Annotated in this window: 17 protein-coding genes; 6 read left to right on the top strand and 11 right to left on the bottom strand. The window is 55.1% G+C overall.

Annotated features, from left to right (window positions below):
- Positions 1-11: 11 nt before the first annotated feature.
- The gene (sad, locus tag ACLHV8_RS10370) at positions 12-1,400 is read right to left on the bottom strand and encodes a succinate-semialdehyde dehydrogenase (protein WP_208594729.1); all 1,389 of its coding nucleotides are present in this window, start codon (positions 1,398-1,400) and stop codon (positions 12-14) included.
- A gap of 99 nt (positions 1,401-1,499) precedes the next feature.
- On the opposite strand from sad, the gene ptrR reads away from it, so the two are divergent.
- Complete coding sequence (gene ptrR / locus ACLHV8_RS10365) at positions 1,500-2,378, top strand: putrescine utilization regulator PtrR (RefSeq protein WP_208594730.1); 879 nt, start codon at positions 1,500-1,502, stop codon at positions 2,376-2,378.
- Here ptrR and ACLHV8_RS10360 read toward each other — a convergent pair.
- From ACLHV8_RS10360 to ACLHV8_RS10350, 3 genes are all read right to left on the bottom strand, one after another.
- A complete protein-coding gene (locus tag ACLHV8_RS10360) occupies positions 2,332-2,814 on the bottom strand; it encodes a GNAT family N-acetyltransferase (RefSeq protein WP_208594731.1) in 483 nt (160 codons plus the stop codon). The two genes, ptrR and ACLHV8_RS10360, sit on opposite strands and share 47 nt — an antisense overlap.
- Before the next feature lie 92 nt (positions 2,815-2,906).
- Entirely contained in the window at positions 2,907-3,698 is a 792-nt protein-coding gene (locus ACLHV8_RS10355) for a PhzF family phenazine biosynthesis protein (protein ID WP_208594732.1), read from the bottom strand.
- 27 nt (positions 3,699-3,725) lie between these two features.
- On the bottom strand, positions 3,726-4,514 hold the full coding sequence (locus ACLHV8_RS10350; protein WP_208594733.1) for a PhzF family phenazine biosynthesis protein: 789 nt from the start codon (positions 4,512-4,514) through the stop codon (positions 3,726-3,728).
- 177 nt (positions 4,515-4,691) lie between these two features.
- Here ACLHV8_RS10350 and ACLHV8_RS10345 point away from each other — a divergent pair, with 177 nt between their 5' ends.
- A complete protein-coding gene (locus ACLHV8_RS10345; RefSeq protein WP_128347735.1) occupies positions 4,692-5,888 on the top strand; it encodes a sugar transporter in 1,197 nt (398 codons plus the stop codon).
- Positions 5,889-5,934: 46 nt separating this feature from the next.
- Here the strand turns inward: ACLHV8_RS10345 and ACLHV8_RS10340 are convergent, their stop codons facing one another.
- Complete coding sequence (locus ACLHV8_RS10340) at positions 5,935-6,600, bottom strand: MarC family NAAT transporter (RefSeq protein WP_028017428.1); 666 nt, start codon at positions 6,598-6,600, stop codon at positions 5,935-5,937.
- A gap of 256 nt (positions 6,601-6,856) precedes the next feature.
- Here ACLHV8_RS10340 and marR point away from each other — a divergent pair, with 256 nt between their 5' ends.
- From marR to marB, 3 genes are read left to right on the top strand one after another with little or no spacing between them, the layout of a single operon-like run.
- Complete coding sequence (gene marR, locus ACLHV8_RS10335; protein WP_028017429.1) at positions 6,857-7,291, top strand: multiple antibiotic resistance transcriptional regulator MarR; 435 nt, start codon at positions 6,857-6,859, stop codon at positions 7,289-7,291.
- 20 nt (positions 7,292-7,311) lie between these two features.
- The gene (gene marA / locus ACLHV8_RS10330) at positions 7,312-7,692 is read left to right on the top strand and encodes an MDR efflux pump AcrAB transcriptional activator MarA (protein WP_008502237.1); all 381 of its coding nucleotides are present in this window, start codon (positions 7,312-7,314) and stop codon (positions 7,690-7,692) included.
- 32 nt (positions 7,693-7,724) lie between these two features.
- On the top strand, positions 7,725-7,931 hold the full coding sequence (marB, locus tag ACLHV8_RS10325) for a multiple antibiotic resistance protein MarB (protein WP_028017430.1): 207 nt from the start codon (positions 7,725-7,727) through the stop codon (positions 7,929-7,931).
- A 42-nt stretch (positions 7,932-7,973) separates the two neighbouring features.
- On the opposite strand, the gene eamA is transcribed toward marB, so the two are convergent.
- Positions 7,974-8,879 carry an O-acetylserine/cysteine exporter gene (eamA, locus tag ACLHV8_RS10320; RefSeq protein ID WP_208594734.1) on the bottom strand — a complete coding sequence of 302 codons (906 nt, stop codon included), beginning with the start codon at positions 8,877-8,879 and terminating at the stop codon, positions 7,974-7,976.
- Between the two features lie 193 nt (positions 8,880-9,072).
- Between eamA and ydeE the strand changes: the two genes are divergently transcribed.
- A complete protein-coding gene (gene ydeE / locus ACLHV8_RS10315) occupies positions 9,073-10,266 on the top strand; it encodes an efflux MFS transporter YdeE (protein ID WP_108089930.1) in 1,194 nt (397 codons plus the stop codon).
- Positions 10,267-10,312: 46 nt separating this feature from the next.
- Here the strand turns inward: ydeE and zinT are convergent, their stop codons facing one another.
- Genes zinT through urtB form a run of 5 tightly spaced genes read right to left on the bottom strand, consistent with a single transcriptional unit; the run spans position 10,313 to position 15,159 of the window.
- Positions 10,313-10,954 (bottom strand): metal-binding protein ZinT, encoded by a 642-nt coding sequence (gene zinT, locus ACLHV8_RS10310; protein WP_208594766.1) that lies wholly within the window; start codon positions 10,952-10,954, stop codon positions 10,313-10,315.
- Positions 10,955-11,006: 52 nt separating this feature from the next.
- Positions 11,007-11,705, bottom strand: coding sequence for an urea ABC transporter ATP-binding subunit UrtE (gene urtE, locus ACLHV8_RS10305; protein ID WP_049007235.1), 699 nt, complete (start codon positions 11,703-11,705; stop codon positions 11,007-11,009).
- A 9-nt stretch (positions 11,706-11,714) separates the two neighbouring features.
- Positions 11,715-12,512 (bottom strand): urea ABC transporter ATP-binding protein UrtD, encoded by a 798-nt coding sequence (urtD, locus tag ACLHV8_RS10300; RefSeq protein ID WP_208594735.1) that lies wholly within the window; start codon positions 12,510-12,512, stop codon positions 11,715-11,717.
- Positions 12,512-13,585 (bottom strand): urea ABC transporter permease subunit UrtC, encoded by a 1,074-nt coding sequence (urtC, locus tag ACLHV8_RS10295; protein WP_028017436.1) that lies wholly within the window; start codon positions 13,583-13,585, stop codon positions 12,512-12,514. The genes urtD and urtC overlap by 1 nt, the downstream gene beginning before the upstream one ends.
- Complete coding sequence (gene urtB, locus ACLHV8_RS10290) at positions 13,585-15,159, bottom strand: urea ABC transporter permease subunit UrtB (RefSeq protein ID WP_410376879.1); 1,575 nt, start codon at positions 15,157-15,159, stop codon at positions 13,585-13,587. The genes urtC and urtB overlap by 1 nt, the downstream gene beginning before the upstream one ends.
- Between the last annotated feature and the right edge of the window lie 19 nt (positions 15,160-15,178).

Raw genomic sequence — 15,178 nt, 5'->3', positions numbered from 1 at the left:
GGCCGAATAAATTACACGCGATCCTTCCACACCGTCTGCACGTTGCAGAACTCGTGCAGCCCAAAGTGGGAAAGCTCGCGGCCAAATCCACTCTTCTTCACGCCACCAAAGGCCACGCGCGCGTCGCTGGCGCTATAGCCGTTGATAAACACGCCGCCGCACTCCAGCTCGCGCGAGAATTTATCCGCAAGCGCTGCGTCAGCGGTAAAGACGGTTGCTGACAGACCAAAGTCGCTGTCATTGGCAAGCGTCAGAGCGTGCTCCGCGTCTTTCGCAACCGTAATGGCCGCAACCGGACCAAACAGCTCCTGGCGGAAGGCCGTCATCTCAGGCGTCACATTGCCGAATACGGTCGGGGCATAATAATTGCCCTCACCGCTGATTTTCTCCCCGCCCAGCAGCAACGTTGCCCCTTCAGCCAGCGTGGCCTGCACCTGCTGATGCAGTTCATCGCGCAGGTCAAAACGCGCCATCGGGCCAATATAGTTCTCTTCCCGATCCGGAGCACCCATCTTCAGCGCAGAAACCGCATCGACAAAACGTTGAGTAAAGGTATCCGCAATACCCTCTTCCACAATGAAGCGTTTTGCTGCTGCACACACTTGTCCAGTGTTCTGGTAGCGACCCGCTACCGCCGCCTTCACGGCAAGATCGAGGTCGGCATCGTTGAGAACAATAAACGGATCGGAACCACCCAGCTCAAGCACGCATTTTTTCAGCGCCGCCCCGGCCTGGGCGCCAATCGCCGCACCGGCACGCACGCTGCCGGTTACGGTAATTGCCGCGATACGACGATCGTTAATCACCTGGCTCACGCCATCATTAGTGGCATTCACCCAACCAAAAACGCCTTCAGGAAACCCTGCGTCTGCAAAAATCTGCGCAATAAGATCGGCTGAACCGAGGACGTTTGGCGCATGCTTAAGCAGATAGCTGTTCCCGGCGAGCAGGATCGGTACCGCACCGCGCAGCACCTGCCAGAGCGGGAAGTTCCACGGCATCACCGCGAGAACCGGTCCCATTGGTCGGTACTCAATCACCGCCTTCTGGTTTTCCACCAGCGTGGGCTCCGCGTGCAGCATCGCCGGGCCATGCTCAGCATACCAGTCGCACAGACCGGCGGATTTTGCCACTTCCGCCCGCGCCTGCAGAATGGGTTTTCCCATTTCCCGGGAGATCGTCTGCGCCATCTCTTCCGCACGGTTGCGCAGCGCTGCGCCGAGATCGCGTAGTTTCTGCGCACGGTGTGAAACGCTTTCGCGTCGCCACTGACGAAAACCCGCGTCAGACAGTGAAATCGCGTGTTCAACCTCCTCCTGGGTTGCCCACGGCCAGGCTGCGAGCGTTTCCCCCGTCGTCGGGTTCACAGAGAGGGCATGTGTTGCAGGTGAATAAGTCATGATGTTCTCCACGTTAAAACGGTTGATTAATTGTGGCCCACTCTGCTATTTCTTAAAAATGAATAATACTAACCACCTTATTCACGAATCGAGAATGCTATGGATTTAACCCAGCTTGAAATGTTTAACGCCGTCGCACAGACGGGCAGTATCACCCAGGCGGCGCAGAAGGTGCATCGCGTGCCGTCTAACCTGACGACCCGCATCCGCCAGCTGGAAGCTGACCTTGGCGTTGAGTTGTTTATTCGTGAGAACCAGCGTTTGCGTTTATCCCCTGCCGGGCATAACTTCCTGCGCTACAGCAAGCAGATCCTGGCGCTGGTGGATGAAGCGCGCATGGTCGTCGCGGGAGATGAACCCCAGGGGTTATTTGCCCTCGGGGCGCTGGAAAGTACCGCTGCGGTACGCATCCCTGAGACGCTGGCGCAGTTTAACCAGCGCTACCCGCGTATCCAGTTTGCCCTTTCTACCGGGCCATCCGGGACGATGATTGATGGCGTACTCGAGGGAACCTTAAGCGCCGCCTTTGTCGACGGGCCACTTTCGCACCCGGAACTGGAGGGAATGTCCGTCTACCGCGAAGAAATGATGCTGGTCACCCCCGCCGGACATGCGGAGGTCAAACGTGCCACGCAGGTGAGCGGTAGCGACGTCTACGCTTTTCGCGCGAACTGTTCGTACCGTCGACACCTGGAAAGCTGGTTTCATGCGGACAGAGCCACGCCCGGGCGCATTCACGAGATGGAGTCCTATCACGGTATGCTCGCCTGTGTTATCGCGGGTGCGGGTATTGCGCTGATGCCCCGTTCAATGCTGGAAAGCATGCCGGGGCATCATCAGGTTGAGGCGTGGCCGCTGGCGGAAAACTGGCGCTGGCTGACCACCTGGCTGGTGTGGCGCCGCGGGGCAATGACTCGCCAGCTGGAGGCCTTTATAGCGCAGCTAAACGAACGTCCACAACCAGTGCCTTCTCCATAAACAGGCTGAGGGGATCGTCAACGTACGGCGCAAACGCCGGGCGCATTTCGTACCCGCACTGTTCGTAAAGCCGAACCGCAGCGCGCTGTTTGATGCCCGTCTCCAGCCGTACCGTGTGGCAATGTCGGCTGAGGGCTTCGTCCTCCAGTGCGGCCAGCAGCGTCTCTCCAAGATGTTGGCCCCGATGGGCCGGGTCGATATAGACCCGCTTCATCTCCCCCGTTTCGTCACCGTTGAGAACGACCGCTCCACACCCGACAGCCTGGAGCTGCTGGTCGCGAATGATCATCAAAATTAACGATGACTCTGGTAGCGCAGTCAGATCAAGCAGATGGTTACTTTCGGCGGGATAGAGTTCGCTCTGATAGCGGTCAAGCGCCGCAATCAGTTTGAGGATATCCGGGTGACGGGCAGACTCAGAGGTAATGGAATACATGGCAGGCTCCTTGCTTTTTTTGTGAGACTAAACTTCAACATAGCGCAGCCCTGCCATGGTGCTTCATAGTATTAACTTATAGCGATCCACTCTTAGCGTAAATAGATACGCCCTTTCAGATACAAGGTCGCCTGGCCGCCAATTAACACCCGGTCACCCTTCAGTTCGCAGCGCAGATCCCCGCCGCGATACGACACCTGGCGGGCATTCAGTGAGGTTTTACCCAACTTCTCGCTCCAGTATGGGATCAGCATGCTGTGGGCGGATCCTGTGACCGGATCTTCCGGCACCCCTTCACCCGGGCAGAAGAAGCGACTGACGAAATCGTACTCATCACCCGGCGCCGTCACGCAAACCATTTTATCCAGCGGGAGCATCGCCGCGATGTCCGGCGTTAGTGCTTCCACCGCCTGCTGGCTCTCCAGCACCACCATGTAATCTCGACCAACGCGCACCTCTTTCGCCTCTGTGATGCCCAGCGCGCCAAACAGCACCGCAGGTGGGTTATCGACCCCCTCCGTTGACCACGCAGGGAAATTCAGGGTCAGCCAGTCGCCGCTGCGTTTTACCGTCAGTTCGCCGACAAAGCGCGTGGTGAAGGTGATTTCGGTATGAGGGTAATCAAGGTATTCGAAAATAACGTGTGATGCCGCCAGCGTGGCATGGCCGCACAGGTTAATTTCATCCAGCGTGGTAAACCAGCGCAGCTCAAACCCGTCGTCGGTTCGTACAAAAAAAGCTGTCTCAGACTGGTTATGCTGCTGCGCCATTTTGAGCAGCGTCTCGTCCGGCAACCACTCTTCCAGAGGACACACTGCTGCCGCATTGCCGCCAAACGTTTTGTCACTAAAGGCATCCACCAGATAAAATTCAATTTCCTGCATTGTCTCTTCCTCTCTTGTTATGGGTATTCAGCGCAGAAAAACTGTGCCTTTTAAATAAAGTGCTGCCTGGCCGCTCATCAGCACACGTGAGTCTTTCAACTCGCAGCGGACATCCCCGCCGCGTGCGGAAACCTGACGAGCAAGCATCGTCGTTTTACGCAGTTTTTCACTCCAGTAAGGAATGAGCATCGTATGTGCAGAGCCAGTAACCGGATCTTCCGGGACGGACACCCCCGGCGAGAAGAAGCGGCTGACAAAATCATATTCACCGTCTCCCCGTGCCGTTACCGTCACTTTATGTTCGCCTGGCGTCATCGCGGAGATGTCTGGCGCGAGCGCTTCGACCTGCTGGCGATCGTCCAGCATGATGAGCCAGGCCCGGCCTTTACGGGCTTCTACGTAGCGGCTGATGCCCAGGGCCGAGAGCATCTCCGGCGGGGGCGTCTCTTCATGAGTTGGGCATGCCGGGAAATCCAGTGTCATCCAGTCACCTTCGCGGCTTACCGTCAGGCGGCCAGATGCGGTATCAAAGTGGATCCGCGAGTCGGGATAATCCAGTTCGGTAAACAGGACATACGCCGCCGCCAGCGTGGCGTGACCACAGAGATTCACTTCCGTAAGGGTGGTAAACCAGCGTAGCTCAATCCCCCCTTTACTGCAGACGAAAAAAGCCGTCTCCGACTGATTATGCTCTTGCGCCATTCTCAGCAAGGTCTCATCGGGTAACCATGTCTTCAACGGGCAAACCGCTGCCGGATTGCCGCCAAAGGTTTTGTCACTGAAGGCATCAACCAGATAAAAATCAATCTCCTGCATTGTCTTACCGCCTGTTTTTATTATGTTGTTCTTTTATATTCAATGAAAACGACGTTCCCGGCTACCGCTTTCATAAGGTAAATATTGAGATCTGCATCACATAATGATTGAGTTTTCACCATTTAACGTTTTAAGATCGACATCTCTTCTTTTCAGCAACGAATCTCCGACATCCCTATGACAACGAACACAGTTTCCCGCAGAGTTGCGTGGCTACGGGTGGTCACGCTGGCTATTGCCGCATTTATTTTTAACACCACAGAATTTGTTCCGGTTGGGCTGTTGTCTGATATCGCGGAAAGTTTCCAGATGGAAACGGCGCAGGTGGGCATTATGTTGACCATCTACGCCTGGGTGGTGGCGCTGATGTCCCTGCCGTTTATGCTCATGACCAGCCAGATGGAGCGGCGTAAGCTGTTAATCGGTCTGTTTGCGTTGTTTATTGCCAGTCACGTTTTGTCGTTTATGGCGTGGAGCTTTACCGTGCTGGTCATTAGCCGCGTCGGTATTGCCTTTGCCCACGCTGTGTTCTGGTCAATTACTGCGTCTCTGGCTATACGGCTGGCACCGGCCGGTAAACGAGCCCAGGCGCTGAGCCTGATTGCCACCGGTACGGCGCTGGCGATGGTATTGGGTCTGCCTATTGGCCGAATCGTAGGGCAATACTTCGGCTGGCGTACCACCTTCTTCGCCATCGGCATGGGGGCACTGATCACACTGGTTTGCCTGATCAAACTGCTGCCGACGCTGCCAAGCGAACATTCTGGCTCGCTGAAAAGCCTGCCGCTGCTGATGCGTCGCCCGGCGTTACTGAGTATCTACCTGCTTACCGTCATTGTGGTGACAGCGCATTACACGGCGTATAGCTACATTGAGCCGTTTGTACAGGTTGTGGCGGGCTTTAGCGCCAACTTTGCCACGGTATTACTGTTGATCCTCGGTGGAGCGGGCATTATTGGCAGCATTCTGTTTGGTAAGCTGGGTAACCAGCATGCCTCCACTCTGGTGAGTAGTGCCATTGGCCTGCTGCTGGCCTGCCTGCTGTTACTGATGCCCGCGGCGGGAAGTGAAAACCATCTGGCGATCCTCAGCCTGTTCTGGGGGGTGGCGATCATGATTATTGGTCTGGGCATGCAGGTGAAAGTCCTGGCCCTGGCACCCGATGCGACGGACGTCGCCATGTCACTGTTCTCGGGGATTTTTAATCTGGGAATTGGCGCGGGCGCGCTGGTGGGAAATCAAATTAGCCTGCATGTGTCGATGTCGGCGATCGGCTATCTGGGAGCCATCCCTGCGCTGGTAGCGCTGATCTGGTCAGTGCTGATCTTCCGTAAATGGCCGGTGGCGCTTGAAGAACACAGGCAGCACGGGTGACGTTTGTTTGTGCCGGGTGAGGCGAAGCCGCCACCCGGCAATGAAATTAATGGTAAGTTTTAATAATCTCCAGCACGCCGTTAATAATAAACTGCACGCCCATACAGACCAGTAAGAAGCCCATCAGACGGGAAATCGCCTCGATACCGCCCTTGCCTACCCAGCGCATAATGGCGCCAGAACTGCGCAGTGACACCCACACGATAATCCCTATAATCGCAAAGATCAGCGGTGGCGCAACCGTCAGTACCCAGTCCGGGAAGGTTGCGCTGTCACGCACCGTGGATGCGGAACTGATGATCATCGCGATGGTACCCGGCCCCGCCGTGCTCGGCATGGCAATTGGTACAAAGGCGATATTCGCACTCGGTTCGGTTTCCAGCTCTTCCGATTTACTGGTCGCTTCCGGTGACTCATGCGCTTTTTGTGCCGGGAACAGCATACGGAAACCGATAAAGGCCACAATCAGCCCCCCGGCGATACGCAGGCCAGGGATAGAAATCCCGAAGGTGTTCATCACCAGTTGTCCGGCGTAGTAAGCCACCATCATGATGGCGAATACATACACGGAGGCCATCATCGACTGATGATTACGCTCGGCGCTGTTCATGTTCCCCGCGAGCCCGAGGAAGAGCGCAACCGTCGTTAACGGGTTGGCCAACGGCAGCAATACCACCAGCCCAAGACCAATTGCTTTAATCAAATCCAACATAGTGCGTTGTTGTCCTTATTCATATTTAACACAGCAATTATAGGGGGAAAGTGTGACGTTCAGCCATCTGCTCAACGTAACGATTATTTTCCTCCGTGAACAATTACTCCCGGTTATCTATTTGATTTGAAAGACCTCAAAAAACGTACATGAAACGTTTTAGCAATTCGTGGCATCGGTTAATTCATTCAGTTGACTTATACTTGCCTGAGCAATAATATCTGCCGTGACTAAACTACTTGCCAGGGCAACCATTGTGAAAAGCACCAGTGATCTCTTTAACGACATTATTCCACTGGGTCGTCTTATTCATATGGTCAATCAGAAAAAAGATCGCCTGCTCAATGACTACCTGTCACCGCTGGATATCACCGCAACACAGTTCAAAGTGCTGTGTTCCATTCGCTGCGAAATGTGTATCACGCCGGTTGAGCTGAAAAAGGTGCTCTCTGTCGATCTGGGTGCGCTAACCCGCATGCTGGATCGTCTCGTCTGCAAAGGATGGATAGAACGAAGCCCTAACCCGAATGACAAACGCGGCGTACTGGTGAAACTCACCGAGGATGGCGCAGCGATGTGCGAACAATGTCATCAATTAGTAGGACAAAAATTACATCAGGAACTCACAAAAAACTTAACGGCAGATGAAGTGGCAACCCTTGAGCTTTTGCTTAAGAAAATACTGCCGTAATCAGAATAAGAGGTATGACGATGTCCAGACGCAATACTGACGCTATTACCATTCATAGCATTTTGGACTGGATCGAAGATAACCTGGAATCGCCGCTCTCCCTTGAAAAAGTGTCCGAGCGTTCAGGTTACTCCAAATGGCACCTGCAACGGATGTTCAAAAAAGAGACCGGCCATTCATTAGGTCAATATATTCGCAGCCGCAAGCTGACAGAAATTGCCCAGAAACTGAAAGAAAGCAATGAGCCGATCCTTTATCTGGCGGAGCGTTACGGATTTGAATCGCAACAAACCCTGACGCGTACGTTCAAGAACTACTTTGACGTGCCACCTCATAAGTACCGAATTACCAGCGTGCCGGGCGAATCCCGATACCTGTATCCGTTAAAACATTGTAGTTAATCATCGCCTTTAAAGACGTAACCGAGGAAATCATGAAAGCTATCGCCTCCGCCGCCCTCGCCTTGCTGGTGCTATTCTCCAGCCAGACCTTCGCGGAGCAAACCCCTCGTGCAACGCAGCAAAATAATCCTGATACGATGATTTTGCCGTCAGCACATGACCGGTCACCCTACGATTTCAACCACATGGGTGCAGGTAGCGACAAGTCCGACGAATTAGGCGTGCCTTATTACAATTAGCACGGCCTCTGATTCGTTTTGCCCCGCAGATGCGGGGCTTTTTTATGCCTTTCCACTGACCCGCGTCGCCCGACGCACGCGCAAACCAAAGACATTAATATACAACCCGGCCATGATCAGCACAGCGCCAAGCAGCTGCAGCGCGCTCAGCGTTTCATTCAGTAAGAGTGCCGCACTGGCAAGCCCCACCACCGGAACCAGCAGCGACAGCGGTGCGACGCGCCAGGTTTCATACTTGCCAAGCAGTGACCCCCAGATCCCATAGCCGATAATGGTGGCCACAAACGCCAGGTAGAGTAGCGACAAAATCGTGGTGAGATCGATTTCAACCAGGCTGTTCAGCATCACATTCGGACCATCCAGAATAAACGACGCCGCCAGAAACGGGATTATCGGGATCAGCGCACTCCAGACCACCAGCGACATAACCGCCGGGCGCGCCTCATGCTGCATGATCAATTTGTTGAAGATATTCCCGCAGGCCCAGCTCAGCCCCGCCGCCAGCGTCAGCATAAAGCCGAGCAGCGCCACATCCTGACCGTTCAGACTGGCCTCAATCAGTACCAGCACGCCAAACACCGCGAGCGTGATCCCCGCCAGCTGTTTGCCCTGCAGGCGCTCACCAAACACAAACGCGCCGAGGATAATGGTAAAGAACGCCTGCGCCTGTAACACCAGCGAGGCAAGACCGGCCGGCATTCCGAACTTGATGGCACAGAAGAGAAAAGCGAACTGGCCAAAGCTGATGGTCAGGCCATAGCCCAGCAGCAGTTTCAACGGGATTTTAGGACGGGCGACGAAAAAAAGCGCCGGGAACGCCACCAGCATGAAACGTAAACCGGCCAGCATCAGCGGGGGCATGTTGTGCAACCCCAGCTTGATGACCACAAAATTGAGCCCCCATACTACGACCACCAGCAACGCCAGCAGCCCGTCTTTACGCGTCATACCCTGCCCCTGAATTATTAATTATTTGTTAACACTTCAAGGTAACAGAAAAAAGCACGCTGCAAGAAGATCATTAATTCTGGCAGTCAGGCGAAGCACTTACGGATAAATTGGGTGCTATACAAGCCCCTTATGTCGTGATACTCCTTTTAGAACACAACATAAAAAGCATAAGCAATTGTCGGGCAGGAATATGAAACCATCTCTCAGGCGCTCAACCGCAGCGCTGCTGGCATCGTCATTGTTGTTAACAATCGGTCGGGGGGCAACGCTGCCGTTTATGACCATTTATCTCACGCGCGTCTATAGCATGAGCGTCGAGAATATTGGTTATGCCCTGACGATTGCGCTGACTATTGGCGTGGTGTTCAGCCTGGGGTTTGGCATTCTTGCCGATAAGTTTGATAAAAAACGCTACATGCTGATCGCGATCGTGGCTTTTATTGCCGGATTTGTCGCGATCCCGTTGGTCGATAACGTCACGCTGGTGGTGCTGTTCTTTGCGCTGATCAACTGCGCCTATTCCGTCTTTTCGACGGTGCTGAAGGCCTGGTTCTCCGACGTGCTCACCGCAAGTCAGAAAGCGCGTGTCTTCTCGCTTAACTACAGCTTCCTGAATATTGGCTGGACGATCGGGCCGCCCATTGGCACCCTGCTGGTGATGTACAGCCTGCAGCTGCCGTTCTGGCTGGCCGCCTTCTGTGCCGCACTGCCGCTCGGATTTATCCATTTCTTCGTGCAAAAAAGCGTCGCACTGGATACCACCGAGGAGAAAATGCCCTGGCAGCCGTCAGTATTGCTGAAAGACCGCGCGCTGTTCTGGTACACGCTCTCTGGCCTGCTGGCGTCCTACGTGGGCGGGTCGTTCGCGAGCTGTATTTCGCAATATGTTCTGGCCGCGCATGCAGACAGTGATTTCGCTGAAAAAGTGGTCGCTGTGGTATTGCCCGTCAACGCCGCCGTGGTGGTGACGCTGCAATATGCGCTGGGCCGCAAGATCTCTGCCAGCAATATTCGCCCGCTGATGACCCTCGCGACCCTGTTTTTTATTATGGGACTGGGCGGCTTCATGCTCTCCGGAGAAAACCTGATTTACTGGGGTATTGCTGCCGCCATCTTTACGCTCGGCGAAATCATCTATGCACCGGGTGAATACATGTTGATCGACAATATCGCTCCACCAGGAATGAAAGCAAGCTACTTCTCCGCGCAGGCGCTGGGCTGGCTGGGCGCAGCGGCAAACCCGATGATCACCGGTATTATCCTGACCAACCTGCCGCACTGGTCGTTATTTGTGATTATGATGGTCGCCATTGTGATTGCCTGGCTGATGATCTTGCGCGGGATGAGCGTGAAGGCATGGTGCGAGTCACCCAATGTAGCGTAGCACGTGTAGGCCGGGTAAGGCGTTGCCGCTACCCGGCCGTAAAGCATCAATGGTGTAACATCTCCTCCACCACCTGCTCTTTGTACATTTCATTCGGATAATAGGTCGGCCAGTTATCCATCTCTTTCAGCAGCGCCTCATGAGAGGTATTACCCATAAAAATGTGGAAATGCGAAGACGCTTTCGGCGCGATGATATGGTCGCTGAACTGGACAAACTTCGGTGCCTGACTGCTGGCATCTTTGCATTCAAACAGATAGCGAACCCCTTTTTTGCCGGATGTATAGGTCAGGATTTTGTAGCCGCTGTAATCATAATGACAGCGGCTAACCTCTTTACCTTTGTGAAATTCCATAACGTTATTTTCGATGCCGATGGCATCCACGTCCGTCGCATATCCCGTGCGGTAGTAGGCTTTCACCTCATCAAAGGATTTGCTTTTATCCTTCTGCGCTTTCTGCCTAAAGACCGGATCCAGCGAACCATCGAGCAGGAACGGATAGACCGACTGCCAGGTACCGTCCCAGTCAGACAGCGCTCTGTCCTTCACGTCTTTATCCTCAAACACGCCGTTCGCCGCCTTCTGTTCCGCTTCGGTCATCTGATGTCCGTGCGAGTGAGCAAACAGCTGGCCGCTGACCAGCAGCGCCCCCAGAGTCATGGCAAATTTTCCAATATGTGCAGCCAACATAACATCCTCATTCCGTTTGATAAGAATGCGAATGTTATATTATAACATTTCAAATCGCAACCAGGCCGCGAACGCCCTCCTGCTCCATGTTTTCACCTCGTCCGCGCTGAATGATAGTGCCGCGCGACATCAGCAGATAGCTGTCAGCCAGCCCGGCGGCAAAATCATAAAACTGCTCGACCAGCAGGATCGCCATATCGCCCCGATCCGCCAGGGTGCGGATCACCTGACCTATCTCTTTTATGACAGACGGCTGTATACCTTCGGTGGGTTCATCGAGGATCAACAATTGCGGGCGGCTTGCGAGCGCTCGACCAATCGCCAGCTGTTGCTGTTGTCCTCCGGAGAGATCGCCCCCGCGACGCTGTTTCATCTCTTTAAGCACCGGGAACAACTGCCAGATCTCTTCCGGAACATGCTTTGCATCGCGGGCAGAAAACCGCGACAGGCCAAGCAGCAAATTTTCTTCAACGGTTAAGCGAGGGAAAATTTCACGCCCCTGCGGGACATACGCCACGCCAGACTGCACCCGCTGGTGCGGCTTGCTATAGGTGATTTTTTTGCCCTGCCAAATCACCTCCCCGGTTTTCGCCGGGATCAGACCCATAAGGCACTTCAGCAGCGTAGTTTTCCCGACGCCGTTACGCCCCAGCAGGCAGGTGACTTCGCCAGTGATGGCTTCAAAGCTCACGCCGCGCAGAATATGGCTGCCGCCATAATATTGATTCAGTTCGTTAACCTGTAACATCACCGCTCCTTAGCGTCCCAGATAGACTTCAATCACCTGCTCATTGGCCTGCACCTCGCGAAGCGATCCCTCCGCCAGCACGCGCCCCTGGTGCAGTACCGTCACGTGATCGGCAATGGTTTCTACAAAGCCCATATCGTGCTCCACCACCATCAGAGAATGCTTGCCCGCCAGCGTTTTGAACAACTCAGCGGTATATTCGGTTTCCGCATCGGTCATCCCGGCCGCCGGCTCATCCAGCAACAACAGATGCGGATCCTGGACCAACAGCATGCCGATCTCGAGGAACTGTTTTTGCCCGTGCGAAAGTAGCCCGGCCAGGCGGTCACGTTCACTACTCAGCCGCAGCAAAACCAGCATTTCATCAATCCGGTCGCGTTGTTTACCGTTGAGTTTTGCCCGCAGGCTCGCCCACACGGATTTATCGGTTTTCATGGCAATCTCAAGGTTTTCCCACACCGTTAGCGCTTCAAATACCGTCGGTTTCTGGAATTTTCGGCCAATCCCCTGACGGGCAATGGCGGCGGGCTCAAGCAGCGTCAGGTCAATAGACTGGTCATAAATCGCTTTGCCGCTTTTCGGCCGTGTTTTGCCAGTGATGACATCCATCAGCGTGGTTTTACCTGCACCATTGGGACCAATCACGCAGCGCAACTCGCCCACGCCGATGTTCAATGTGAGATCCGTCAATGCCTGAAATCCATCAAAGTTAACGTTGATCTTTTCCAGTTGCAGCACAGGGTCAGTCTGCTCACGGTAGCGATCGCCAGGTAACTGGCGGGTGAATAATCCTTCAGCTGGCTGCATTACTTCTCTCCCTTACGAAACAGACCGTAAACGCCGCGTGGTAAAAACAGGGTCACGGCGATAAAAATCATCCCGAGAAACAGTTGCCAGTATTCCGGCATCGCGACCGTGAAAACACTCTTTGCCCCATTCACCAGCGCAGCGCCTATCACCGGCCCCACCAACGTGCCACGTCCGCCCAGCGCTACCCAGATTGCCGCTTCTATCGAGTTTGTCGGCGACATCTCTCCTGGGTTGATAATGCCCACCTGCGGAACGTAGAGTGCCCCTGCAAGGCCACACAGCACTGCAGAAAGTGTCCACACCAGCAGCTTGAACCCGCGAGGATCGTACCCGCAAAACGTCAGGCGGTTTTCGGCATCCCGTACGGCAGTCAAAATACGGCCAAACTTGCTCTTCGCCAGTGCAAATCCGGTGCCTAACGCCAGGAGCAGCAACAATACGGTCGCCAGAAACAGCGCAATACGCGTGGTCGTTTCCGTCACCGAAAACCCCAGCAACGTGGTGAAACCGGTAAAGCCGTTATTACCGCCAAAACCGGTTTCGTTGCGAAAGAACAGCAACATCCCCGCATAGGTCAGCGCCTGGGTCATAATTGAGAAGTAGACCCCTTTGATCTTCGAGCGGAAGGCAAACCAGCCAAACACCAGCGCCAGCAGGCCAGGCACCATGACAATCAGTACCAGCGTCCAGGCAAAGTACTGGGTTCCCCACCAGAACCACGGCATTTCGGTCCAGGAGAGAAACGACATAAACGCGGGCAAACCGTCACCTGCGGCCTGGCGCATCAGGTACATGCCCATCGCATAGCCACCCAGCGCGAAGAAAATACCGTGCCCAAGGGACAACATTCCGGCATAGCCCCACACCAGATCCAGCGCCACCGCAACGATGGCGTAGCAGAGGATCTTACCGATAAGCGTCAGCATCCAGGTTGATAACGCCAGCGGATGCGTAGCAGGGAGTAAGGCAAAAAACGGCAATATCAGCAGACACGCCACCAGCAGGCTGCCGACAATCTGAATGGTTCGTGGCGCTTTACGCGCCAGCGTTAAGGTGAGTGGCTGGCTCATCAGTCAATAACCCTCCCTTTCAGTGCAAACAACCCCTGCGGTCGTTTCTGAATAAACAGAATGATCGCCACCAGAATCAGAATCTTGCCCAGTACCGCCCCCATCTGCGGCTCAAGGATTTTATTAAAGATCCCAAGACCAAAGGCTGCGGCCACGCTGCCTGCCAGCTGGCCTACGCCACCGAGAACGACCACGAGGAAAGAGTCGATGATATAGCCCTGACCCAGCTCTGGCCCGACGTTCCCAAGCTGAGATAACGCCACGCCGCCTAACCCGGCAATGCCTGAGCCAAGCCCGAACGCCAGCATATCGACACGCCCCGTCGGCACCCCACAACAGGCAGCCATGCTGCGGTTTTGTGTCACCGCACGCACGTTAAGCCCCAGACGGGTTTTATTCAGAATCAGCCAGGTGAAGAACAGCACCAGCAGCACGAATCCCAGCACCACTATGCGGTTCCACGGCAACGTCAGGTTAGCAAAGACCTGCACGCCGCCAGACAACCATGCCGGGTTTGCCACCTCCAGATTCTGTGCGCCAAAGGTCATGCGCACCAGCTGGATGAGCATCAGGCTGATGCCCCAGGTTGCCAGCAGCGTTTCCAGCGGACGACCGTACAGGTGACGGATCACGGTACGCTCCAGCACCATCCCGATGCCCGCCGTCAGGCAGAACGCCACCGGCAACGCGATAATCGGATAGAGCGCCAGCCACTGGGGAGCAAGCCCGGCCATCACCTGCTGCACCATCCATGTAGCGTACGCCCCGAGCATTAGCATCTCACCGTGGGCCATATTGATTACCCCCAGCAAACCGTAGGTGATAGCAAGACCCAGCGCGGCCAGCAGCAGCACCGATCCCAGAGAGAGTCCCATAAACGCCTGTCCCAGCAGATCGCCCCACATCAGGCGATGCTTAATCTGGCTAAGGCTCTCTTCTGCGGCAGCGCGAACGCCAGCATCAGGCTCTGTCTGTACCTGCGCAAACGGTGTTAGCTTTGACTGCACATCCGGATCGTCGGACTGACCTAACAGCTCGACTGCCTTGCGGCGCACCTCTGCCTGCGGACTTGCAAGCTGAAGATTCGCCACTGCAAGCAGCAGCGCCTGGCGCGCCACATCATCGGTTTCACTCACAACCCGCGTTTGCAGGAAACCGAGCATGCCGGGCTGAGCGTCACGCTGAAGCTGGCGAGCCGCAGCACGTCTTTCAGTGACACTGTCACTCACAACCTGATGTGTAGCAATGGCTGTTGCGGCAAGCACCCGCAGCCGGTTGGTCAGACGCACGGCTTTGGTTGGCCCCTCTGCAGTTTTGGTTTCCCCCAGCGGCTTGATGTCGCCATTACGTTGCACAAACGCGTGCTTTTGGCTGTCGGTGTAGAGGTTTTCATCTTGCAGTGCCTGAAGCAGCGGCAACCTTGCGGCATCCGGCGCTGCGGCCCACTGCGTCAACAGGTCAGCCTGCTGGCTGCGACTGGCGGCAACAAAACGATCGGCATCCGATGCCTGCGCCATCCCTGGCAGCAGACCGGCAAGCCACACAATAGCGACGATCGTGCGCATGACGCTCATGGATTATCTCCCTGCTGTA

It is taken from the genome of Enterobacter sp. CPE_E863 (assembly GCF_046521465.1).
GTDB classification, from domain to species: domain Bacteria; phylum Pseudomonadota; class Gammaproteobacteria; order Enterobacterales; family Enterobacteriaceae; genus Enterobacter; species Enterobacter adelaidei.
This window is presented reverse-complemented; position numbering and strand designations above follow the sequence as displayed.

Excerpts from the sequence above, each read along its gene's own strand:
- sad (WP_208594729.1), bottom strand. The coding sequence starts at position 1,400 with ATGACTTATTCACCTGCAACACATGCCCTCTCTGTGAACCCGACGACG.
- ptrR (WP_208594730.1), top strand. The coding sequence starts at position 1,500 with ATGGATTTAACCCAGCTTGAAATGTTTAACGCCGTCGCACAGACGGGC.
- ACLHV8_RS10360 (WP_208594731.1), bottom strand. The coding sequence starts at position 2,814 with ATGTATTCCATTACCTCTGAGTCTGCCCGTCACCCGGATATCCTCAAA.
- ACLHV8_RS10355 (WP_208594732.1), bottom strand. The coding sequence starts at position 3,698 with ATGCAGGAAATTGAATTTTATCTGGTGGATGCCTTTAGTGACAAAACG.
- ACLHV8_RS10350 (WP_208594733.1), bottom strand. The coding sequence starts at position 4,514 with ATGCAGGAGATTGATTTTTATCTGGTTGATGCCTTCAGTGACAAAACC.
- ACLHV8_RS10345 (WP_128347735.1), top strand. The coding sequence starts at position 4,692 with ATGACAACGAACACAGTTTCCCGCAGAGTTGCGTGGCTACGGGTGGTC.
- ACLHV8_RS10340 (WP_028017428.1), bottom strand. The coding sequence starts at position 6,600 with ATGTTGGATTTGATTAAAGCAATTGGTCTTGGGCTGGTGGTATTGCTG.
- marA (WP_008502237.1), top strand. The coding sequence starts at position 7,312 with ATGTCCAGACGCAATACTGACGCTATTACCATTCATAGCATTTTGGAC.
- marB (WP_028017430.1), top strand. The coding sequence starts at position 7,725 with ATGAAAGCTATCGCCTCCGCCGCCCTCGCCTTGCTGGTGCTATTCTCC.
- eamA (WP_208594734.1), bottom strand. The coding sequence starts at position 8,879 with ATGACGCGTAAAGACGGGCTGCTGGCGTTGCTGGTGGTCGTAGTATGG.
- ydeE (WP_108089930.1), top strand. The coding sequence starts at position 9,073 with ATGAAACCATCTCTCAGGCGCTCAACCGCAGCGCTGCTGGCATCGTCA.
- urtE (WP_049007235.1), bottom strand. The coding sequence starts at position 11,705 with ATGTTACAGGTTAACGAACTGAATCAATATTATGGCGGCAGCCATATT.
- urtD (WP_208594735.1), bottom strand. The coding sequence starts at position 12,512 with ATGCAGCCAGCTGAAGGATTATTCACCCGCCAGTTACCTGGCGATCGC.
- urtC (WP_028017436.1), bottom strand. The coding sequence starts at position 13,585 with ATGAGCCAGCCACTCACCTTAACGCTGGCGCGTAAAGCGCCACGAACC.
- urtB (WP_410376879.1), bottom strand. The coding sequence starts at position 15,159 with ATGAGCGTCATGCGCACGATCGTCGCTATTGTGTGGCTTGCCGGTCTG.